The sequence below is a fragment of the Emticicia sp. 21SJ11W-3 genome, assembly GCF_024138715.1.
GTDB classification, from domain to species: domain Bacteria; phylum Bacteroidota; class Bacteroidia; order Cytophagales; family Spirosomataceae; genus Emticicia; species Emticicia fluvialis.
On sequence record NZ_CP092074.1, the window covers coordinates 4,716,191 to 4,732,524 of the forward strand.

General features: G+C 43.9%; 13 protein-coding genes. 7 read left to right on the forward strand and 6 right to left on the reverse strand.

Annotation, left to right across the window (positions count from 1 at the left end; translation table 11 throughout):
- Positions 1 to 3 precede the first annotated feature (3 nt).
- The 4 genes from MB380_RS19955 to rpsL form a co-directional block, all read right to left on the reverse strand.
- Positions 4 to 1,236: a cytochrome P450 gene (locus MB380_RS19955; RefSeq protein WP_253530738.1), complete on the reverse strand. Its 1,233-nt coding sequence runs from the start codon at positions 1,234 to 1,236 to the stop codon at positions 4 to 6.
- Positions 1,209 to 1,451, reverse strand: a complete 243-nt coding sequence (locus MB380_RS19960; protein WP_253530750.1) for an acyl carrier protein — start codon at positions 1,449 to 1,451, stop codon at positions 1,209 to 1,211. The genes MB380_RS19955 and MB380_RS19960 overlap by 28 nt, the downstream gene beginning before the upstream one ends.
- Positions 1,452 to 1,668: 217 nt before the next feature.
- The gene (gene rpsG, locus MB380_RS19965; RefSeq protein ID WP_101724553.1) at positions 1,669 to 2,136 is read right to left on the reverse strand and encodes a 30S ribosomal protein S7; all 468 of its coding nucleotides are present in this window, start codon (positions 2,134 to 2,136) and stop codon (positions 1,669 to 1,671) included.
- Positions 2,137 to 2,245: 109 nt separating this feature from the next.
- Positions 2,246 to 2,659, reverse strand: coding sequence for a 30S ribosomal protein S12 (rpsL, locus tag MB380_RS19970; protein WP_101724554.1), 414 nt, complete (start codon positions 2,657 to 2,659; stop codon positions 2,246 to 2,248).
- 268 nt (positions 2,660 to 2,927) lie between these two features.
- Between rpsL and MB380_RS19975 the strand changes: the two genes are divergently transcribed.
- The 5 genes from MB380_RS19975 to MB380_RS19995 all read left to right on the forward strand — a co-directional run bounded on the left by MB380_RS19975 (position 2,928) and on the right by MB380_RS19995 (position 12,144).
- Positions 2,928 to 3,794, forward strand: a complete 867-nt coding sequence (locus MB380_RS19975) for a ThuA domain-containing protein (protein WP_253530753.1) — start codon at positions 2,928 to 2,930, stop codon at positions 3,792 to 3,794.
- Between the two features lie 59 nt (positions 3,795 to 3,853).
- Entirely contained in the window at positions 3,854 to 7,012 is a 3,159-nt protein-coding gene (locus MB380_RS19980; RefSeq protein ID WP_253530768.1) for a PVC-type heme-binding CxxCH protein, read from the forward strand.
- 645 nt (positions 7,013 to 7,657) lie between these two features.
- Positions 7,658 to 9,799: a DPP IV N-terminal domain-containing protein gene (locus MB380_RS19985; protein WP_253530770.1), complete on the forward strand. Its 2,142-nt coding sequence runs from the start codon at positions 7,658 to 7,660 to the stop codon at positions 9,797 to 9,799.
- 97 nt (positions 9,800 to 9,896) lie between these two features.
- Complete coding sequence (locus MB380_RS19990) at positions 9,897 to 10,583, forward strand: DUF1080 domain-containing protein (RefSeq protein ID WP_253530772.1); 687 nt, start codon at positions 9,897 to 9,899, stop codon at positions 10,581 to 10,583.
- Between the two features lie 37 nt (positions 10,584 to 10,620).
- Positions 10,621 to 12,144, forward strand: a complete 1,524-nt coding sequence (locus MB380_RS19995; protein ID WP_253530774.1) for a zinc-binding dehydrogenase — start codon at positions 10,621 to 10,623, stop codon at positions 12,142 to 12,144.
- Between the two features lie 165 nt (positions 12,145 to 12,309).
- Here MB380_RS19995 and MB380_RS20000 read toward each other — a convergent pair whose 3' ends face one another.
- Both MB380_RS20000 and prmC read right to left on the reverse strand, forming a co-directional pair.
- A complete protein-coding gene (locus MB380_RS20000; protein WP_253530777.1) occupies positions 12,310 to 13,281 on the reverse strand; it encodes a MoxR family ATPase in 972 nt (323 codons plus the stop codon).
- Positions 13,282 to 13,403: 122 nt separating this feature from the next.
- On the reverse strand, positions 13,404 to 14,267 hold the full coding sequence (gene prmC / locus MB380_RS20005; RefSeq protein ID WP_253530780.1) for a peptide chain release factor N(5)-glutamine methyltransferase: 864 nt from the start codon (positions 14,265 to 14,267) through the stop codon (positions 13,404 to 13,406).
- Between the two features lie 108 nt (positions 14,268 to 14,375).
- Here prmC and ribD point away from each other — a divergent pair, with 108 nt between their 5' ends.
- Positions 14,376 to 15,416, forward strand: coding sequence for a bifunctional diaminohydroxyphosphoribosylaminopyrimidine deaminase/5-amino-6-(5-phosphoribosylamino)uracil reductase RibD (ribD, locus tag MB380_RS20010; protein WP_253530783.1), 1,041 nt, complete (start codon positions 14,376 to 14,378; stop codon positions 15,414 to 15,416).
- A gap of 75 nt (positions 15,417 to 15,491) precedes the next feature.
- Positions 15,492 to 16,292 carry a pyrroline-5-carboxylate reductase gene (proC, locus tag MB380_RS20015; protein ID WP_253530800.1) on the forward strand — a complete coding sequence of 267 codons (801 nt, stop codon included), beginning with the start codon at positions 15,492 to 15,494 and terminating at the stop codon, positions 16,290 to 16,292.
- Positions 16,293 to 16,334: the final 42 nt, after the last annotated feature.

Consider the following 16,334-nt stretch of genomic DNA (forward strand, 5'->3'; position numbering starts at 1 on the left):
CACTTATATTTTAACGCTCCATAAGTTCTTTACACCTCTCATAAAAATAGCTTTTTGCCATTCAACCTCTGTGCTTTCATCCAGCTTGAAGTTTTTCAACACTCCGGCCAGAGGCTTCAGTAAAGCCTTAAGTTCAATTCTGGCAAGTCTGGCTCCCAGGCATGCGTGAGTACCGCTACCAAACGCCAGATGAGGGTTATAGCTGCGGTCGGCCACTATCTGGTCAGGATTCTCAAACACCGTCTGGTCATAATTGGCAGAAGCAATACAAAGATAAATTCTTGAGTTTTCCGGAATCAGATGCCCGCCTATTTCAATTGGCTTTGTATTGATTCTGATTGTATATTGCTGCGGAGAGGCAAAACGGAACAACTCCTCTGCCAGAATGTTTATCTGTTTGGCATCGGCACTAAGAATGTAATCCAGCAATTCCGGATTCTTAAAAAACTCATAAACACTGGTGCTGATGGTATCAACGGTAGTTTCAACAGAAGCAAAAAATAAGATAATAGCCAATGAAACCAGCTCGTCAACCGTAAACAGATTACCCATTTCTTCATTTACCCGCAAAAAATTTCTGACCAGAGCGCTATCTGCAAAATTGATATCCTCAAAATCTTTACGGATGGTAGAAAACAACCAGGCCGCATCGGCATTATAATCCTGGTATTGCTTTACAGACTTGTATAAGTCCTGTGACCTGGCCAACGATTGAGATACTTGTTTCAGGTGCTCAAAAGATGCCCAGTCTTCATTCAGAGGCTGATAAAGCGAAAGAAAAATAAGTGAGGGCAACACAGAGGCCACATGCGCCATATCAAGCCGGTCTGCTTCAAAAAACCGACTTATCCAGTCGTTCAGGCATCTGTTTACAATTTCATCCAGATCATAGCATTTCAAAACTTTTTCTACCATTTCGCGGGCAACACTGTGAGCGTCACCGTCCAGATACATCATCCATTTTCTGGTGGCTTTCGATAAAAAAGGGCATTGGCTGGTGTTTTTCAAAAGCATCGGCTCTTTTTTTTCAAAGAAGCCGGATAAATCTGCAGTCAGACAGGTCTGGTCTCTCAACAATTGCTTTACATGCTCATATCTGAACAAGACCCATTCGGATGCCGAAACCTGCTGTACAGGATTAAACGCCAGACACGCATTCAGATTTAAATAAGGGTTTTTGAAATACTCGGCCGTTGCAGGTGTCCATTTTATGATTTTTGGCGGCTGAGTATCCATTCAATTATCTCATTTATGGTTTCAAATTCGCTAAAGATGGTAGGTTCAATATAAAACCCCACAAAATCCTCAAGGTCCTGAGAAAGCGATACTAAAGAAATAGAATCAAGGTGATATTGTTCAATAGGTATTGAAAGTGAAATTTCGTTTGGTGTTTTGCCTAATTCTTCCGCGAGTTTGCTCTCAAACCAGATGGTAAGTTCTTCTTTTGTCATGATTAATTACAAATAATGTGGAGCTCTGTCCCGTATGTGATTTACTTTTCAGTCAAGTTTACAATAATACTCAAAATTGAATATAGCTCAAATAGTTGCTTACCAAAACCTGTAGCATCTTTTTTATAATTGCCTTACTATTAACCGTTTTATGCAAAAAAAAGCCGCAGGCACCTGACGGAACCTGCGGCTTGTATGTAAGCACTTCTGATACTTATCAGAATCTGAAGTGTGAGAACGCTTTGTTTGCTTCTGCCATACGGTGCGTATCATCTTTTTTCTTCACTGCTGCACCTTCACCTTTTGAAGCGGCAATGATTTCACCTGCCAGACGCTCTGTCATGGTTTTCTCTCCACGCTTGCGTGAATAGTTGATCAACCATTTCATTCCTAAAGATTGTTTACGCTCCGAACGTACCTCTGTAGGTACCTGGAAAGTAGCACCACCCACACGACGGCTCTTAACCTCTACCGCTGGTGATACGTTGCTCAATGCTTTTTTCCAAAGCTCTAAGCCGTTTTCTTTTGTACGTTTTTCTACAAGGTCAAGTGCACCGTAGAAAATACTGTAGGCAATACTTTTCTTGCCGTCGTACATCAGGTTATTTACGAATTTTGTTACTACTACGTCTCTGAATTTAGGATCAGGTAATACGTAACGTTTTTTTGGTTTTGCCTTTCTCATTGCTTTTTAATAAGGTTTCGTTTTTACAACTAATTCACCCTGGTCTACCAGGATTACTACCCCGTAACTAAACGATTTGCCGTAGTGACGGTACTAAACATGAATGCGATTATTTTTTCTTGCCGCCTTTTGTTGGAGCTGCAACCTGACCTGGTTTAGGACGTTTCGCACCATATTTTGAACGACTTTGTTTACGATTGTTCACACCCGAAGTATCAAGGGCTCCACGAACAATGTGATAACGTACACCCGGAAGGTCTTTTACACGACCACCACGAATCAATACGATTGAGTGCTCTTGCAGGTTGTGTCCTTCACCCGGAATGTAGGCGTTTACTTCTTTCATGTTACTCAAGCGAACACGGGCAACTTTACGAAGCGCCGAGTTTGGTTTCTTTGGAGTCGTAGTGTAAACACGAGTACACACGCCACGACGTTGCGGACATGAGTCAAGTGCCGGAGACTTTGACTTCCAAGTCATTTGCTCTCTACCGTTTCTTACTAATTGTTGTATAGTAGGCATTTTGTCTTGAAAATTATTTTTTCGTTTAGTTACTAATTTCCTAAATAGGGCTGCAAAGGTACAGAGTGTTTTTAAAAAATACAAGAATATTTTAAAACTTTAGGCAAAACCTGCATTAATTATCAAGTATTTATATATGAACCCCCTCTGAGCCTGATTTAAAACCCGCACTTTTAATATACCGTGTTACTGAATGATATTATTCAAAAATATGTAAATTGCATTCATAATATTCAAACCTCTTATACCTAATTAAACCTGTTCTACTATGGCCAAGTCCATATTATCCACTTTTCTATTGTTTGCACTGTGCCATTTAGCCTTCAATAACGCTAAGGCTCAGTCAAAAAATGCCCCCTTGATTGTATTTGTAGCCGGCGACCACGAATACAGTGGCGAGCACACTCTGCCGCTGATTGCCGCCGAACTCGAAAAAAATTACGGTTTCCGTACCAAAGTACTAAAATCGTATCCCGACCAGAACGCCGAAAAGGATATTCCGGGTCTGGAATCCCTGAAAGATGCCGACCTGGCGGTGTTTTATCTGCGCTGGCGCCAGCTGCCCAAAGAACAACTGGACTACATTGAAGCTTACCTTAAAACAGGCAAGCCGGTAATGGCCTTCCGCACTACTACCCATGCCTTTAATTATCCGAAAGGCCACGAGCTTGAAAAATGGAATGCTTTCGGTGAATTTGCCCTTAATGCTCCTCCCGGTTGGGGCGGTAAGGCCGGCCATACCCATTACGGGCATGAGAGCAGCACCGATGTAACGGTTATTCCTGCTGCTGCCAAACACCCGATTCTGACTGGAGTAGCCCCCAACTTCCATGCACGCTCTTGGTTATACAGGGTTTTACCCGACTACCCAACCAAGGGTTCTGAATGGCTTTTGATGGGCAAATCAGTAAACCCGGATAAAGCCGCTATTGAAAACCCTGTTGCCTGGACAGGCACTAATTCTTTTGGCGGAAAAGTATTTATGACCACCCTCGGGCATCCGGAAGATTTTCAGGTAGAGGCATTTCAACGATTAGTGATTAATGCCATTCATTGGGAATTAGGCAAAAAAGTACCCAAACAATGGAAAGGTAAAATTGACATTAACGTGCCTTACCGTGGTATGACCAAGTGATTGTATGCCATAGACCTTAACGACACAGCAATACGACCCTACTTATTACTATTCAACTCATGAAAATAAACATAAGATTACTCATAGTCTTATTTGTACTGGTGGTCTTTGCTATCAGTTCGTTTCAGACTACCCCACCCCAGACCCTGACAGTCCAGAAAAATGCACACATAGCGCTTATTGGCGGCAATCTCGGTTCAAGAATGATGAACTACGGCCTCTTTGAAACAGAAATGCATGTCAGATACCCCGATTACTCGCTCTTTATCAGAAACATGTGCGATGGCGGCGACACCCCCGGTTTCAGGCCGCATGCCAGCCGTAATCTGCCCTGGGCATTTCCGGGCGCAGAGAAATTCCAGACCGAATACGCCAAAAATTCTGATAGTGAAGGCCATTTTGAAACGCCCGACCAATGGCTTACACGTCTGAAAACCGATGTTATTATTGCTTTCTTTGGCTATAGCGAATCATTTCAGGGCAAGGGCAATCTGCCTGCTTTTAAGGCAGAGCTGGATGCCTTCATTAAATATACCCTCAGCCAGAAGTACAATGGCAGTAGCGCCCCGCAGTTGGTCATAGTATCACCCATTGCGTTTGAAGACCTGAGCAGCCTGCACGACCTACCCAATGGGGTAAAGGAAAACGAAAACATATTGCTATATACCAAAGCCATGAAAGAAGTGGCAGATGCCAATAAAGTTTTATTTGTAGATGCATTTACGCCTTCAAAAAAATGGTATGACACCACCCGTGAATTTTTAACCATTGATGGTTCACAGCTAAACGAAGCCGGTTACAAAAAGCTAAGCCTGCTACTGGCTGATGCCATTTTCGGCAAAACACCTGCCAAAGCAGAGGCTAACCGGGGTTTAATTCTGAATGCCGTAAAAGAAAAAAACTGGATGTGGCACAACGATTATAAAATACCTAACGGTGTGCATGTTTATGGGCGCAGATATAATCCGTTCGGGCCTGATAACTACCCGGCAGAAATTGAGAAAATCCGTCAGATGACCGACATCCGCGATGCAGCCATCTGGCTGGCGGCATCAAAAGGAGAAAAAATGGATGTGGCCTCTGCCGATAAAAATACAAAAGTTTTGCCTCAGGTAAAAACCAACTATAATCCTGAAAAAAACGGTAGCCTTACTTACCTGTATGGTACCGAGGCATTAAACAAACTGAAAGTACCTGCCGGATATAAAATTGAACTCTTTGCTTCTGAGCAGGAGTTCCCCGACCTGGCCAAGCCGATGCAGATGTCATTCGACAATAAAGGACGCCTTTGGGTAGCTGTTATGCCGAGTTATCCGCATTACAAACCCGGTGACACCAAGCCTAACGATAAGATAATTATTCTGGAAGACACCAATAATGACGGCAAAGCCGACAAAGAAACCGTTTTTGCAGATAGCCTGCACCTGCCACTGGGATTTGAGATTACCCACGAGGGCGTTTTTGTATCGCAGGGCACTAATCTGAAATTATTTACCGACACCAACGGTGATGACAAAGCAGACAAGGTAGAAATTTTGCTGAGCGGTTTTGACGACCATGACACCCACCACAACAGCCATGCTTACACAGTTGACCCATCAGGTGCCATCTATTCAGGAGAAGGCGTGTTTCTGCACACCAATGTAGAGACCTCTTACGGAACCGTGCGTGCCACCAACGGTGGCTTTTACAGATACAGCCCGCAGTTGCGTAAACTGGAACGCACTGCTCAACTATCAATACCCAACCCCTGGGGTATTGCTTTTGACGACTGGGGGCAGCCATTCTTTGCAGAAACGTCAAGCCCGGATGTGCGCTGGATGATGCCCGGAAGCGTATTGCCAAGATACGGAGAGGCTACCCATAAGGGCGTACAGCTCATTGAAAAAGAACACATGGTACGCCCGACATCTGGTCTGGAGTTTGTATCGAGCCGCCATTTCCCTGATGAAGTACAGGGTGATTTACTGATAAACAATACCATTGGCTTTTTAGGTACTAAAATGCATAGCATGGTTGACGATGGCACGGGTTACAAAAGCAAACACCGAATGGATTTGATTGTGAGCGAAGACCGCAATTTCAGGCCGGTAGATATGGAGTTTGCGCCGGATGGCTCTCTTTATGTGATAGACTGGCATAATATTCTGATTGGCCACATGCAACACAATGCCCGTGACCCACTGCGCGACCACATGCACGGCCGTGTTTACAGAATCACTTATCCGTCAAGACCATTGGTAACCCCGGCCAAAATTGCCGGAGCCAGTGTAGAAACGCTATTGGATAACCTGAAACTGCCTGAATACCGCACCCGCTACCGTACCCGCCGTGAACTTAGAGGCAGAAACGCAGCAGAAGTACTACCCAAAGTAACCAAATGGGTGGCAGGTCTGGACAAAACCGACCCGCGCTATGAGCATAACCTGTTAGAAGCGCTTTGGGTTACCTGGGGGCTTGATAAAGTTGACCAGAAGCTACTGCGCCAGTTGCTAAAAGCCAAAGACTACCATGTAAGAGCCGCCGTTGTGGAGGTAATCCGGTTTACGGGCCATCAGGTGCCAGACCAGGCAGCCTTGTTAATGCAGGCGGCAAAAGACGACAACAGCCGGGTTCGATTGGGTGCCATAGTAGCTGCCTCGTGGATTGGCAAAGAAAAAGGCTTACCTATATTGGCAGAAGCCAAAAAGAAACCGCTGGACGACTGGATGATTCATGCTTACGAAACAGCGGTGGCACACCTGAACGGCGAACCTGTGAAGAAGGCCAAAGAAGTGGCGGCTAAAACCACATTAAAAGGCGCCGACCTTGAATTGTTTAACACAGGCAAAGCTATTTATGCCAAAGAAGGTTATTGTGCTACCTGCCACCAGCCAGATGGCAAAGGTCTTACGGCTTCCGGGTTCCCGCCGTTGGCAGGTACCAACTGGGTAACCGGCAATGAAGAACGCGCCATTAAGATTGTATTGAAAGGGTTGTTAGGGCCAATAGAAGTAAACGGCAGGAAGTATCCTGGTCAGGTACCGATGACACCATTTGAAGGATTACTGAATGATAAAGAAGTCGCAGCAGTGCTTACCTACGTGCGCAATTCTTTTGGAAACAATGCTCCGGCCATTAACCCGGATAAAGTTAAAGCGGTAAGAGCAGCAGTTAAGAATCAGAAAGATATTTATAATGCCTCAAAACTTCTGGCTGAACATCCCTTAGAAAAATAAAGAGTTGAATTAATAGCAAATACCCTGGCAAATTTCCGGATTTGCCAGGGTATTTGTTTTTACATTGGTATGAAAATCCTTTCTTTATATTTAAACCTACCTGGAGCCTACTTCTATTAAGTGCGGCTCGTATGATTCACTACCTGACACTTCATGAATGATGGCCGGTAGCCAAAAATCTCATTGATGATTGGTATAATTTTTCTCGCTTTCGCTGGTAATTTTTATTGATGGCTACCTGATTGGCACGAATTCGGATTCAGTTTCTTTATCTACCTTTTTCTTATCAGGCCTTTTAATTTTATGCGTTTGTTATTTGGGGTTAAGGCTAAGTGATTGTACCAAAATTAAGGTACAGTGTCTTCTCCTATCTATATACGCAGGATACTCCGGGAACCACCGTGCTTAACTTTGTGCCAAGCCGTGATAAAACAATTCTTAAAGTGGTTCTTTCGATAGCTCTGATTCAACCATAAAAAGTATCTGCAATGATTAAACACCATTTACGCTATCTATTTTTTTCCGAGCCTTATCTATAGATTAACCTATTCTTACCTTAGTGAGTAAAAAATAATGCAAAAAATGTATAATTTTAAGCAATTAAGTTCGTAGACTGTAACCATAAACTAAACACTTCATAACCCCATGAAAAAAGTGATAGCGCTTCTGTTGCTGAGCAATGCTTTTGCGGTTGCCCAAAAAAAGGAGTTTGATGCAAAAGAATTAAAAGCAGACCGCACGCCAAAGAATTTTCAGCAACCTTTGCCATTAGTACAATGGGCCGACGGCGACAAGCTATCTGTTGTGCAAAGAAGTGCCGGCAACAAGAGCTTTATTCTAGACCTAACCACCGGTAACCTGACCGAAGGCACAGCCACTGTTTCTTCAAAAATACCACAACCCCGGTTGTCGGTTCAGGTAAAAGACAACGATATTTTTCTGAAAGACGGCAAAACAGAAAAACAACTGACCAAAGACGCTGCCGAAGAAAAAAATCCTACTTTCTCGCCCGACAGCAGCTTCATTGCCTATACCAAAGACAACAATCTGTTTACCTACAATCTGAAAACCAACAAGGAAGTTAAGTTAACCACAGACGGCACCAAAACAACCCTGAACGGCTATGCTACCTGGGTTTACTGGGAAGAAATCTTCGGGCGTGCTACGCGTTTCAGAGCTTTCTGGTGGAGCCCCGATAGCAAAAAACTGGCCTATATGCGCTTTGATGAAAGCAAGATTCAGATGTTTCCACTCTATAACAGCGAAGGGCAACATGGTTTTATAGAAGAAACCAGATACCCCAAAAGCGGCGACCCTAACCCGGAGGCTAAAATTGGTTTTGTGTCTCCCACAGGCGGAAAAACCGTCTGGGCGGATTTCAATGAAAAAGATGAGCAGTATTTCGGTTGGCCCGAATGGTTACTGGACGGCAGCGGCCTGATGGTACAGTGGATTAACCGCGGAAACGACAACCTTAAAATCTATAACGTTTCTCCGGCTACCGGGAGCAAAAAAGAAGTATATGCCGAAACCCAAAAAGCCTGGATTGATATTGACGATGCCGATAACCGCCTGACGTTACTTGATGGCAACAAAGAAATGATTATTCTGAGCGATAAAACCGGCTGGAAGCAACTGTATCTGTACGGCATTGACGGGAAACTCAAAAATAACATCACCAATGGCAAATTTACCATTAAATCGGTAGAGGGTATTGACCAGAAAAACCGGGTGGTTTATTTCCATGCCCGTGGATTGGAAAATTCAGCCCGGTTTGATTTTTACAGAGTTGATTTCGATGGAAAAAACCTCAAAAGACTAACTTTTGGCGATTATAACCATCGTTTTATTCAGCTTTCACCTGACTTCAAGTATTTCATAACAACTTATTCAAGCATCACGGCACCAACCTCAATGGCGGTTGTTGATAACACCGGAAAAATCATTAAAGACCTGGGCAGTATCAAAGGCACTGAAATGGATAGCTATAACATGGCTAAATCTGAATTGCTGCGCGTTAAAAGTGACGATGGCCTGTTTGATTTGCCCATGACCATCACCTATCCGCAAAATATGGTGGCTGGCAAAAAATATCCGGTGCTCATCAGCATTTATGGCGGGCCTGATGCCGGAACAGTGTTTGACCAGTGGCTATGGTCGCCCAGAACGCAATGGTACGCACAGGAAGGGCTGATTCAGGTATCGCTCGACCACCGCGCCAGCGGACACTTTGGTAAAGAAGGCGTTGCCTATATGCACCGCAACCTGGGCTATTGGGAAATGAAAGACTATATTACATTAGTGAAGTCGTTGATTGACAAAGGCATTGCAGACCCAACCAAAATTTGCATTACCGGCTTTAGCTATGGTGGCTATATGAGTTGCTACGCGCTTACTTACGGCAGCGACGTATTTACGCATGGCATGGCCGGTGGTAGTGTAACCGACTGGGGTTTATACGATAGCGCCTATACCGAACGTTTTATGGACACGCCAGCCGAAAACCCTGAGGGCTACAAAAGCAGTAGCGTAATGACCCACGTACCCAAATACAAAGGCATGCTGCAAATAGTGCATGGCACTATGGACGACAACGTGCACATGCAAAACAGTATTCAGTTGATTGATAAGCTGGAAGAAAACAAAAAGGACTTTGAATTTATGCTGTATCCGGGTGGAAGACACGGCTGGAGAGGCAATAAAGGCCAGCATTTCGATAATCTGAAAACTAAGTTCATTTACAGATATTTACTTGAAAAACCCGTTCCTGAGGGATTGTTAAAATAATCTGAAACAAAATTAAGGTGGCCAATAGTACTTTTAAAATACTATTGGCTATTTTTATGCAGTACCATTTCAATCCATAACAAATAAGCGCCTTTTCATGAAAAATAGTTTCTTTACTGCCCTGATAGCCTTGCTGACAGTTACATTAACCAATGCCCAAACCAGAAGCCTTTTTAATTTCAAAAACTTTAACGGCTGGCATATTGATGTGCCTGCAATGGACAATAACTCAGGCGCTAAGAATCCGTTTATTATACGCAATGGAATGCTGGTAAGCCTGGCAGACCCACAGGGCCATATCATTACCGACTCGGTTTATAAAAATTACAGGCTTGAGGTAGAATACCGCTTTGCTGGCAAACCCGGCAATTGCGGAGTATTAGTGCATGCCTCAACACCAAGAGTTTTATATGGTATGTTTCCTAAGTCTATAGAAGCGCAGCTGATGCACAAAAATGCAGGTGATTTCTGGTGTATTGGCGAAGACATCAGCGTGCCGGATATGGAAAAAAGACGCGGACCCCAAAAGAACTGGGGCTCGGTCGACGGTAAAGAACGGCGAATCAAAAACCTGACGGATGATTCAGAAAAACCGGTAGGCGAATGGAATATCATGAGAGTAGAGTGCCTGGGTAACGAAGTGAAAGTATGGGTAAATGGCGACCTGGTGAATCATGGCTTTAACTGTACGGTTAGCCAGGGGCAAATTGCTTTGCAGGCTGAAGGTTCAGAAGTGGAGTTCCGCAGAGTTGATTTTACACCTATTACTAAATTGACAAACTAAGATTACTATTAACCCTGAGCAACAAACAAAACCACCTATGAAAGCCCTATTATGCAAAGCGTTCGGAACGCCAGACACGCTTACATTAGAAGACATTGAACCCCTGAAAGCCGAAGCCGGAAAGGTGGTAATCAGCGTCAAAGCCTGTAGTGTCAATTTCCCAGATACCCTTATTATTCAGAACCTGTATCAGTTTAAACCTGCCCTGCCGTTTTCGCCGGGGGGTGAGGTATCAGGAATTGTGAAAGAGGCTGGCGAAGGGGTAAAACATGTAAAGCCGGGCGATAAAGTTTTTGCACTGACAGGATGGGGAGGTATGGCCGAGGAAGTACTGGTGGATGCCCGCAGGGTTTTCCCGATGTTGCCAACCATGGACTTTGTAACGGCTGCCTCGGTTATGTATAATTACGGCACTTCGTTCCATGCGCTGAAAGACCGTGCAGAGTTAAAAGCGGGCGAAACATTACTGGTTTTAGGAGCAGCCGGAGGAGTTGGTTTAGCTGCAGTTGAGCTGGGCAAGCTAATGGGAGCCAAAGTAATAGCAGCGGCATCGACCAACGAAAAACTGGAAATATGTAGAGAGAAAGGGGCTGAATTTACAATTAATTATGCTACTGAAGACCTGAGAGAACAAATCAAAGTTATTACCGAAGGGAAAGGTGTAGATGTGGTTTATGACGCCGTTGGCGATAAATATGCAGAACCTGCCCTGCGCTCAATGGCCTGGAAAGGCCGGTATCTGGTAGTGGGTTTTGCTGCCGGAGAAATTCCAAAAATACCGCTGAATCTGGCATTATTGAAAGGCTGTTCTATCGTGGGGGTTTTCTGGGGGCAATTTGCCGAAAAAGAATCGGCAAAAAGTTTTCAGAATATTCAGGAACTGGCCGGATATTTTATGAAAGGCAAACTTCGGCCGCACATACATCAATTATATCCGCTTGAAAAAGCGGCCGATGCACTGCAGGATATGATGAACCGGAAAGTGGTAGGCAAGGCCGTAGTGGTAACCGCTGATGACATACAATTGCCACAATATGAGACCAAGAAAGAAGAAGTAACCATAACAGAAACAAAACCGGCCGAGACCGTAAAAGAAGGCAATACCATTATTTTCAGGAATATTGCCGAACTGAAAGACTTTGCAGGTAACGAACTGGGTACATCAAGCTGGCAAACGTTATCGCAGGAAATGATAAACGATTTCGCCAAAGCCACATTCGACGACCAGTGGATTCATGTCGATGAAGAAATGGCCAAGCAGTTTTCTCCATTTGGTAAAACCATTGCACACGGCTTTCTGTCGCTGTCGCTTTCACCAAAGTTTATGTACGAATTATTCAGGGTTGAATCGGCGAAGATGGGTTTAAATTACGGTACGAATCGTGTCCGCTTTATTTCGCCCGTGCCATCCGGAAGCAGAGTACGTATGAATGCCGTACTGAAAGAAGTAGAAGACCTGCAACCTAACGGAGTAAAGCTAATTATTGATGCGATTTTTGAATTGGACGGCTCTCAAAAACCAGCCTGCGTGGCAGAGTTGTTGAGTGTGATATATGAGTGAAACAGAGGGTAATTTATGAAATTTGGTAGTGCCGCAATGCTTGCGGCTTATCATAGAATTTGGTTATCTAAGAATATGTTATTAAACTGATATTAAAAACATTAACTGATTTTATAGGCCATCGAAGACGTAAAGCATTACGTCTCTACGAAAAATGACTTACGATCACCTACCAATAGCCACTTTCTTCAAAAGCGTATCAATCACCTGGCGGGTGGTGATGCCGTCGGCTTCGGCTTCGTAGTTCAGAATAATCCGGTGGTTAAAAACATCATGCACCAGTGCCTTGATGTCTTCAGGCAATACGTAGTCTCGTTCGTCAAAGTAGGCCAGAGCCTTAGCCGCATTATATAAAGATAACCCAGCCCGTGGCGATACCCCGAATTGTATGTAACGGGCTTCATCTTTCAGACCATATTCAGCCGGGCGACGCGTAGAGAAAACAAGTTCAATTATATAACGCTCCAGTACTTCAGAAATAGTAATCCGGTTGATTTCCTGTCTGATGGCAAAAATTTCTTCTTTATTAAGAATCGGTTGCGGAACATAATTAAAATCCAGATTGGCCATCTTCCTTACCATTTCAAGCTCAGAGTTCTTATCCAGGTAGTCCACAAAAACTTTCATCATAAAGCGGTCTACCTGTGCTTCGGGTAGCGGATAGGTTCCCTCCTGCTCCACCGGGTTCTGCGTAGCCATTACCAGAAAAGGCTTATCTAACAGATGCGTCTCGTCGCCTATCGTTACCTGTTTTTCGGCCATAGCTTCCAGTAAGGCAGACTGTACCTTAGCAGGGGCACGGTTCACCTCATCAGCCAGAATCAGGTTCGAGAAAATCGGCCCTTTTTTCACCTCAAAATCTCCCGATTTCTGGTTATATATCATGGTACCCACTAAATCAGACGGCAACAAATCGGGTGTAAACTGTATGCGGTTAAAGCCCAGGTCAAGCACCTTGGCTAATATATTAATGGTTTTGGTTTTGGCCAGACCCGGCACCCCTTCAAGCAAAATATGCCCCCCAGTAAAAAGCCCAATCAGCAAACGATTAATTAACCGTTCCTGACCAATCACTACTTTGCTTGTCTCTGAAAATACTTCTCTTATCTTTTTATGCAATATTCTCGAACCTTCCATTATGTCTGATAGATTTGGGGTAAATCTTAGGGTTAATATTCAAATAATGACTGGAAGAAAATTTGTACTTCCAAAATCAAAACCTACAATTGGTTATAAAGTGTGAAGTTAGGAAAATCCGTCTAAAACCCTTCATGGTTTTTAGTCTTTTTGCTGATTGAGGCTCTCACAAACCTGTTTTTTCGGTGAATATCCTGTACCACCGCAACATCTGTAAAACCCGCTTCCATAAATACGGTGGCTGTCTCAGTACCCAGATTTTCGTTAATCTCAACTGCCAGCAGGCCACCGTCTTTAAGGGCTTTTGAGGCAAAGCCCGCAATAGCTACATAAAAAACCAATGGCTCTGTGTCTTCTACGAAAAGCGCCAGATGAGGCTCAAACTTCAACACATTTTGTCGCATCTGTGCCGCTTCCTGCCGCGTAACATAGGGCGGATTGCTGACAATTACATCAAATGCTTGTTCAGGCACAATGCTTTTATTTAAATACCTGAGTATATCTACTCTTTCAAAACTAACGTCGGCCTTATTAAGCATGGCATTTTTTCTTGCAACAACCAAAGCTTCTTCCGAAATATCATACGCAGTAACGCGCGCATCGTTTAGTTCTTTTGCCAGCGAAACCGCAATACAACCACTGCCCGTACCAATATCTAATACCATTTTAGCTTCAGGTTTGTTTTCAGCCGTTCGCTCCCACTCACAAACAAGGGCCACTAATTCTTCGGTTTCCGGCCTCGGTATCAGCACCGGCTTATCAACCAGAAATCTTCTTCCGTAAAAAATTGTTTCCCCTAAAATGTACTGTATCGGCTCGTGTTTATTAAGCCTGTCAATAATGGTTGCCCAATCTGTTTTCTTGGCAGTATTAATCGGTTTGTCAGCCAGAATATCTATTTTCACGAGATTCAGCTCATGTTCCAGCAACCAAAAAACAATTTCTTTTGCTTCCTGTGTCTCATACACCGTAATTTGGTGTAACAAATGATCAAAGAGTTGTTTAGCCGTAATGCTGTCTTTCAAAGTATTAATATATAATTGGGCGCAAAATTATCGACTAATTTGCTGATTCACTAATCTGCGAAATCAAGAATGGAAGAAAAATACATGCTGAGAGCCTTGCAACTGGCAGAACTGGGCCGGGGATTAGTAAGCCCCAACCCTATGGTTGGCTGCGTAATTGTGCATAATAACCAGATAGTGGGCGAAGGCTGGCATAAAAAATATGGCGATTGGCACGCCGAGGTAAATGCTGTTAATTCGGTAAAAGACCCAACCATTTTGGCCGAATGCACCGTTTATGTTACGTTAGAACCCTGTGCGCATTTTGGCAAAACTCCACCCTGCGCCGACCTGCTTGTAAAGCATCAGGTAAAAAAAGTGGTTATATGCAACCAAGACCCCTTCCCGCTGGTAGCCGGTAAAGGCATTGAAAAACTCAGAAATGCAGGAATTGAAGTTGAAACCGGGCTACTGAAAGAAAAAGGCCGCGAATTGAACGCTCGCTTTTTTACCTATGTAGAAAAAAAGCGCCCCTATGTACTGTTGAAATGGGCTGAAACCGCCGACGGCTTTATAGCTGGCGAGAATTATAAACCTGTTAAGATAAGCAATGGGTTGTCGCACAAAATAGCGCATAAATGGCGCAGCGAAGAAGATGCCATGATGGTGGGTACCAATACGGCCAGATTCGACAACCCCCGGCTGAATGTACGTGAATGGGCAGGTGGCAAAAACCCGGTACGTATCGTGATTGACAGAAAACTACAGCTTCCACAATCGCTACATCTGTTCGACAATACCCAAGATACCTTGGTAATTAATGACGCAACCGACAAAACAGAAGGAAGGAATACGTATCTGAAAGTTGAGTTCGGTGGGTCGTTTATTGAAAACCTGCTGCAAGAGCTATATCAAAGAAAAGTACAGTCTGTTTACATAGAAGGCGGCACCAAATTACTGCAAAGCTTTATTGACGCACAACTATTTGATGAAATCAGGGTTTTCAGATGCCCGGGGCATTTAGGTAAAGGTATGGCAGCACCCATGATGCCCAATTATATTGAGGTGGCTGAAAAGCAAAACTTATTGGGCGATGAACTGACAATTTATAAATCATCATTAAATTTGTAGGTTTACCTTTCAACCCTAAAAGGTAAATAACTTTCAACCAAAACGCTCCGGTAAAGGGTATGGAGCTACCGATACATGAAAATTGCCATTATAGGCTGCGGAAATATGGGAATGGCCTTTGCGCGTTCGTTTTTGCAGTATGACCTCGTAAAGAAAGAAGATTTATTACTGATAGAAAAAAGTCAGGAACGCAGCGAAACCCTTAAAAGTGCCAGAGAAGGGGTGGTTGTAAGCACCATTAATGCACAGATAGCCGACTATGAGTTAATTATCCTGTCTGTAAAACCACAGGATTTTGCTGCCTTGAAAGAAGAACTTGGTGCGGTAATTCAGCCGCAACAGGTGGTTTTGTCTATTATGGCCGGTATTCCTATCAGCAAAATACAGGAAACCCTGAACCACAGGCTGGTTGTACGCGCCATGCCTAATACGCCGGCTATGTTGGGTATGGGTATAACGGGTTTTACGGCGGCAGCAGAGGTTGATGCCTCTAAACTGCGTAAAGTAGAAAACCTGATTAATGCCACAGGCCGCTCAGTTTATTTAGAAGACGAAGGCATGATTGATGCCGTAACGGCATTGAGTGGAAGTGGCCCGGCTTATTTTTACTATCTGGTAAAACACATGATAGAAGCCGGTAAACAAATGGGCTTTGATGAAGGCATGGCCAGCCTGCTGGTAAAACAAACCATGCTGGGCTCTTACCACCTGATTAACAATGCCGAGAAAAGCCTGGACGACCTGATAAAGGCGGTGGCCTCAAAAGGTGGCACCACAGAGGCCGCTCTGAAAACCTTTGAGGAATCTCAACTACCTGAAGGGCTGATTAATGGCATTCTGGCAGCCGAACGCCGCGCCAAGGAGTTGTCTAAATAATCAAAAACAAAGACAAATAAAATTTATCCGGCTTATTTTATG

Bases quoted from the DNA above. Each gene is read 5' to 3' on its own strand.
- MB380_RS20000 (WP_253530777.1), bottom strand. From the start codon at position 13,281: ATGGAAGGTTCGAGAATATTGCATAAAAAGATAAGAGAAGTATTTTCA.
- ribD (WP_253530783.1), top strand. From the start codon at position 14,376: ATGGAAGAAAAATACATGCTGAGAGCCTTGCAACTGGCAGAACTGGGC.
- rpsG (WP_101724553.1), bottom strand. From the start codon at position 2,136: ATGAGAAAGGCAAAACCAAAAAAACGTTACGTATTACCTGATCCTAAA.
- MB380_RS19980 (WP_253530768.1), top strand. From the start codon at position 3,854: ATGAAAATAAACATAAGATTACTCATAGTCTTATTTGTACTGGTGGTC.
- MB380_RS19985 (WP_253530770.1), top strand. From the start codon at position 7,658: ATGAAAAAAGTGATAGCGCTTCTGTTGCTGAGCAATGCTTTTGCGGTT.
- MB380_RS19955 (WP_253530738.1), bottom strand. From the start codon at position 1,236: ATGGATACTCAGCCGCCAAAAATCATAAAATGGACACCTGCAACGGCC.
- MB380_RS19960 (WP_253530750.1), bottom strand. From the start codon at position 1,451: ATGACAAAAGAAGAACTTACCATCTGGTTTGAGAGCAAACTCGCGGAA.
- proC (WP_253530800.1), top strand. From the start codon at position 15,492: ATGAAAATTGCCATTATAGGCTGCGGAAATATGGGAATGGCCTTTGCG.
- rpsL (WP_101724554.1), bottom strand. From the start codon at position 2,659: ATGCCTACTATACAACAATTAGTAAGAAACGGTAGAGAGCAAATGACT.
- MB380_RS19975 (WP_253530753.1), top strand. From the start codon at position 2,928: ATGGCCAAGTCCATATTATCCACTTTTCTATTGTTTGCACTGTGCCAT.
- MB380_RS19995 (WP_253530774.1), top strand. From the start codon at position 10,621: ATGAAAGCCCTATTATGCAAAGCGTTCGGAACGCCAGACACGCTTACA.
- MB380_RS19990 (WP_253530772.1), top strand. From the start codon at position 9,897: ATGAAAAATAGTTTCTTTACTGCCCTGATAGCCTTGCTGACAGTTACA.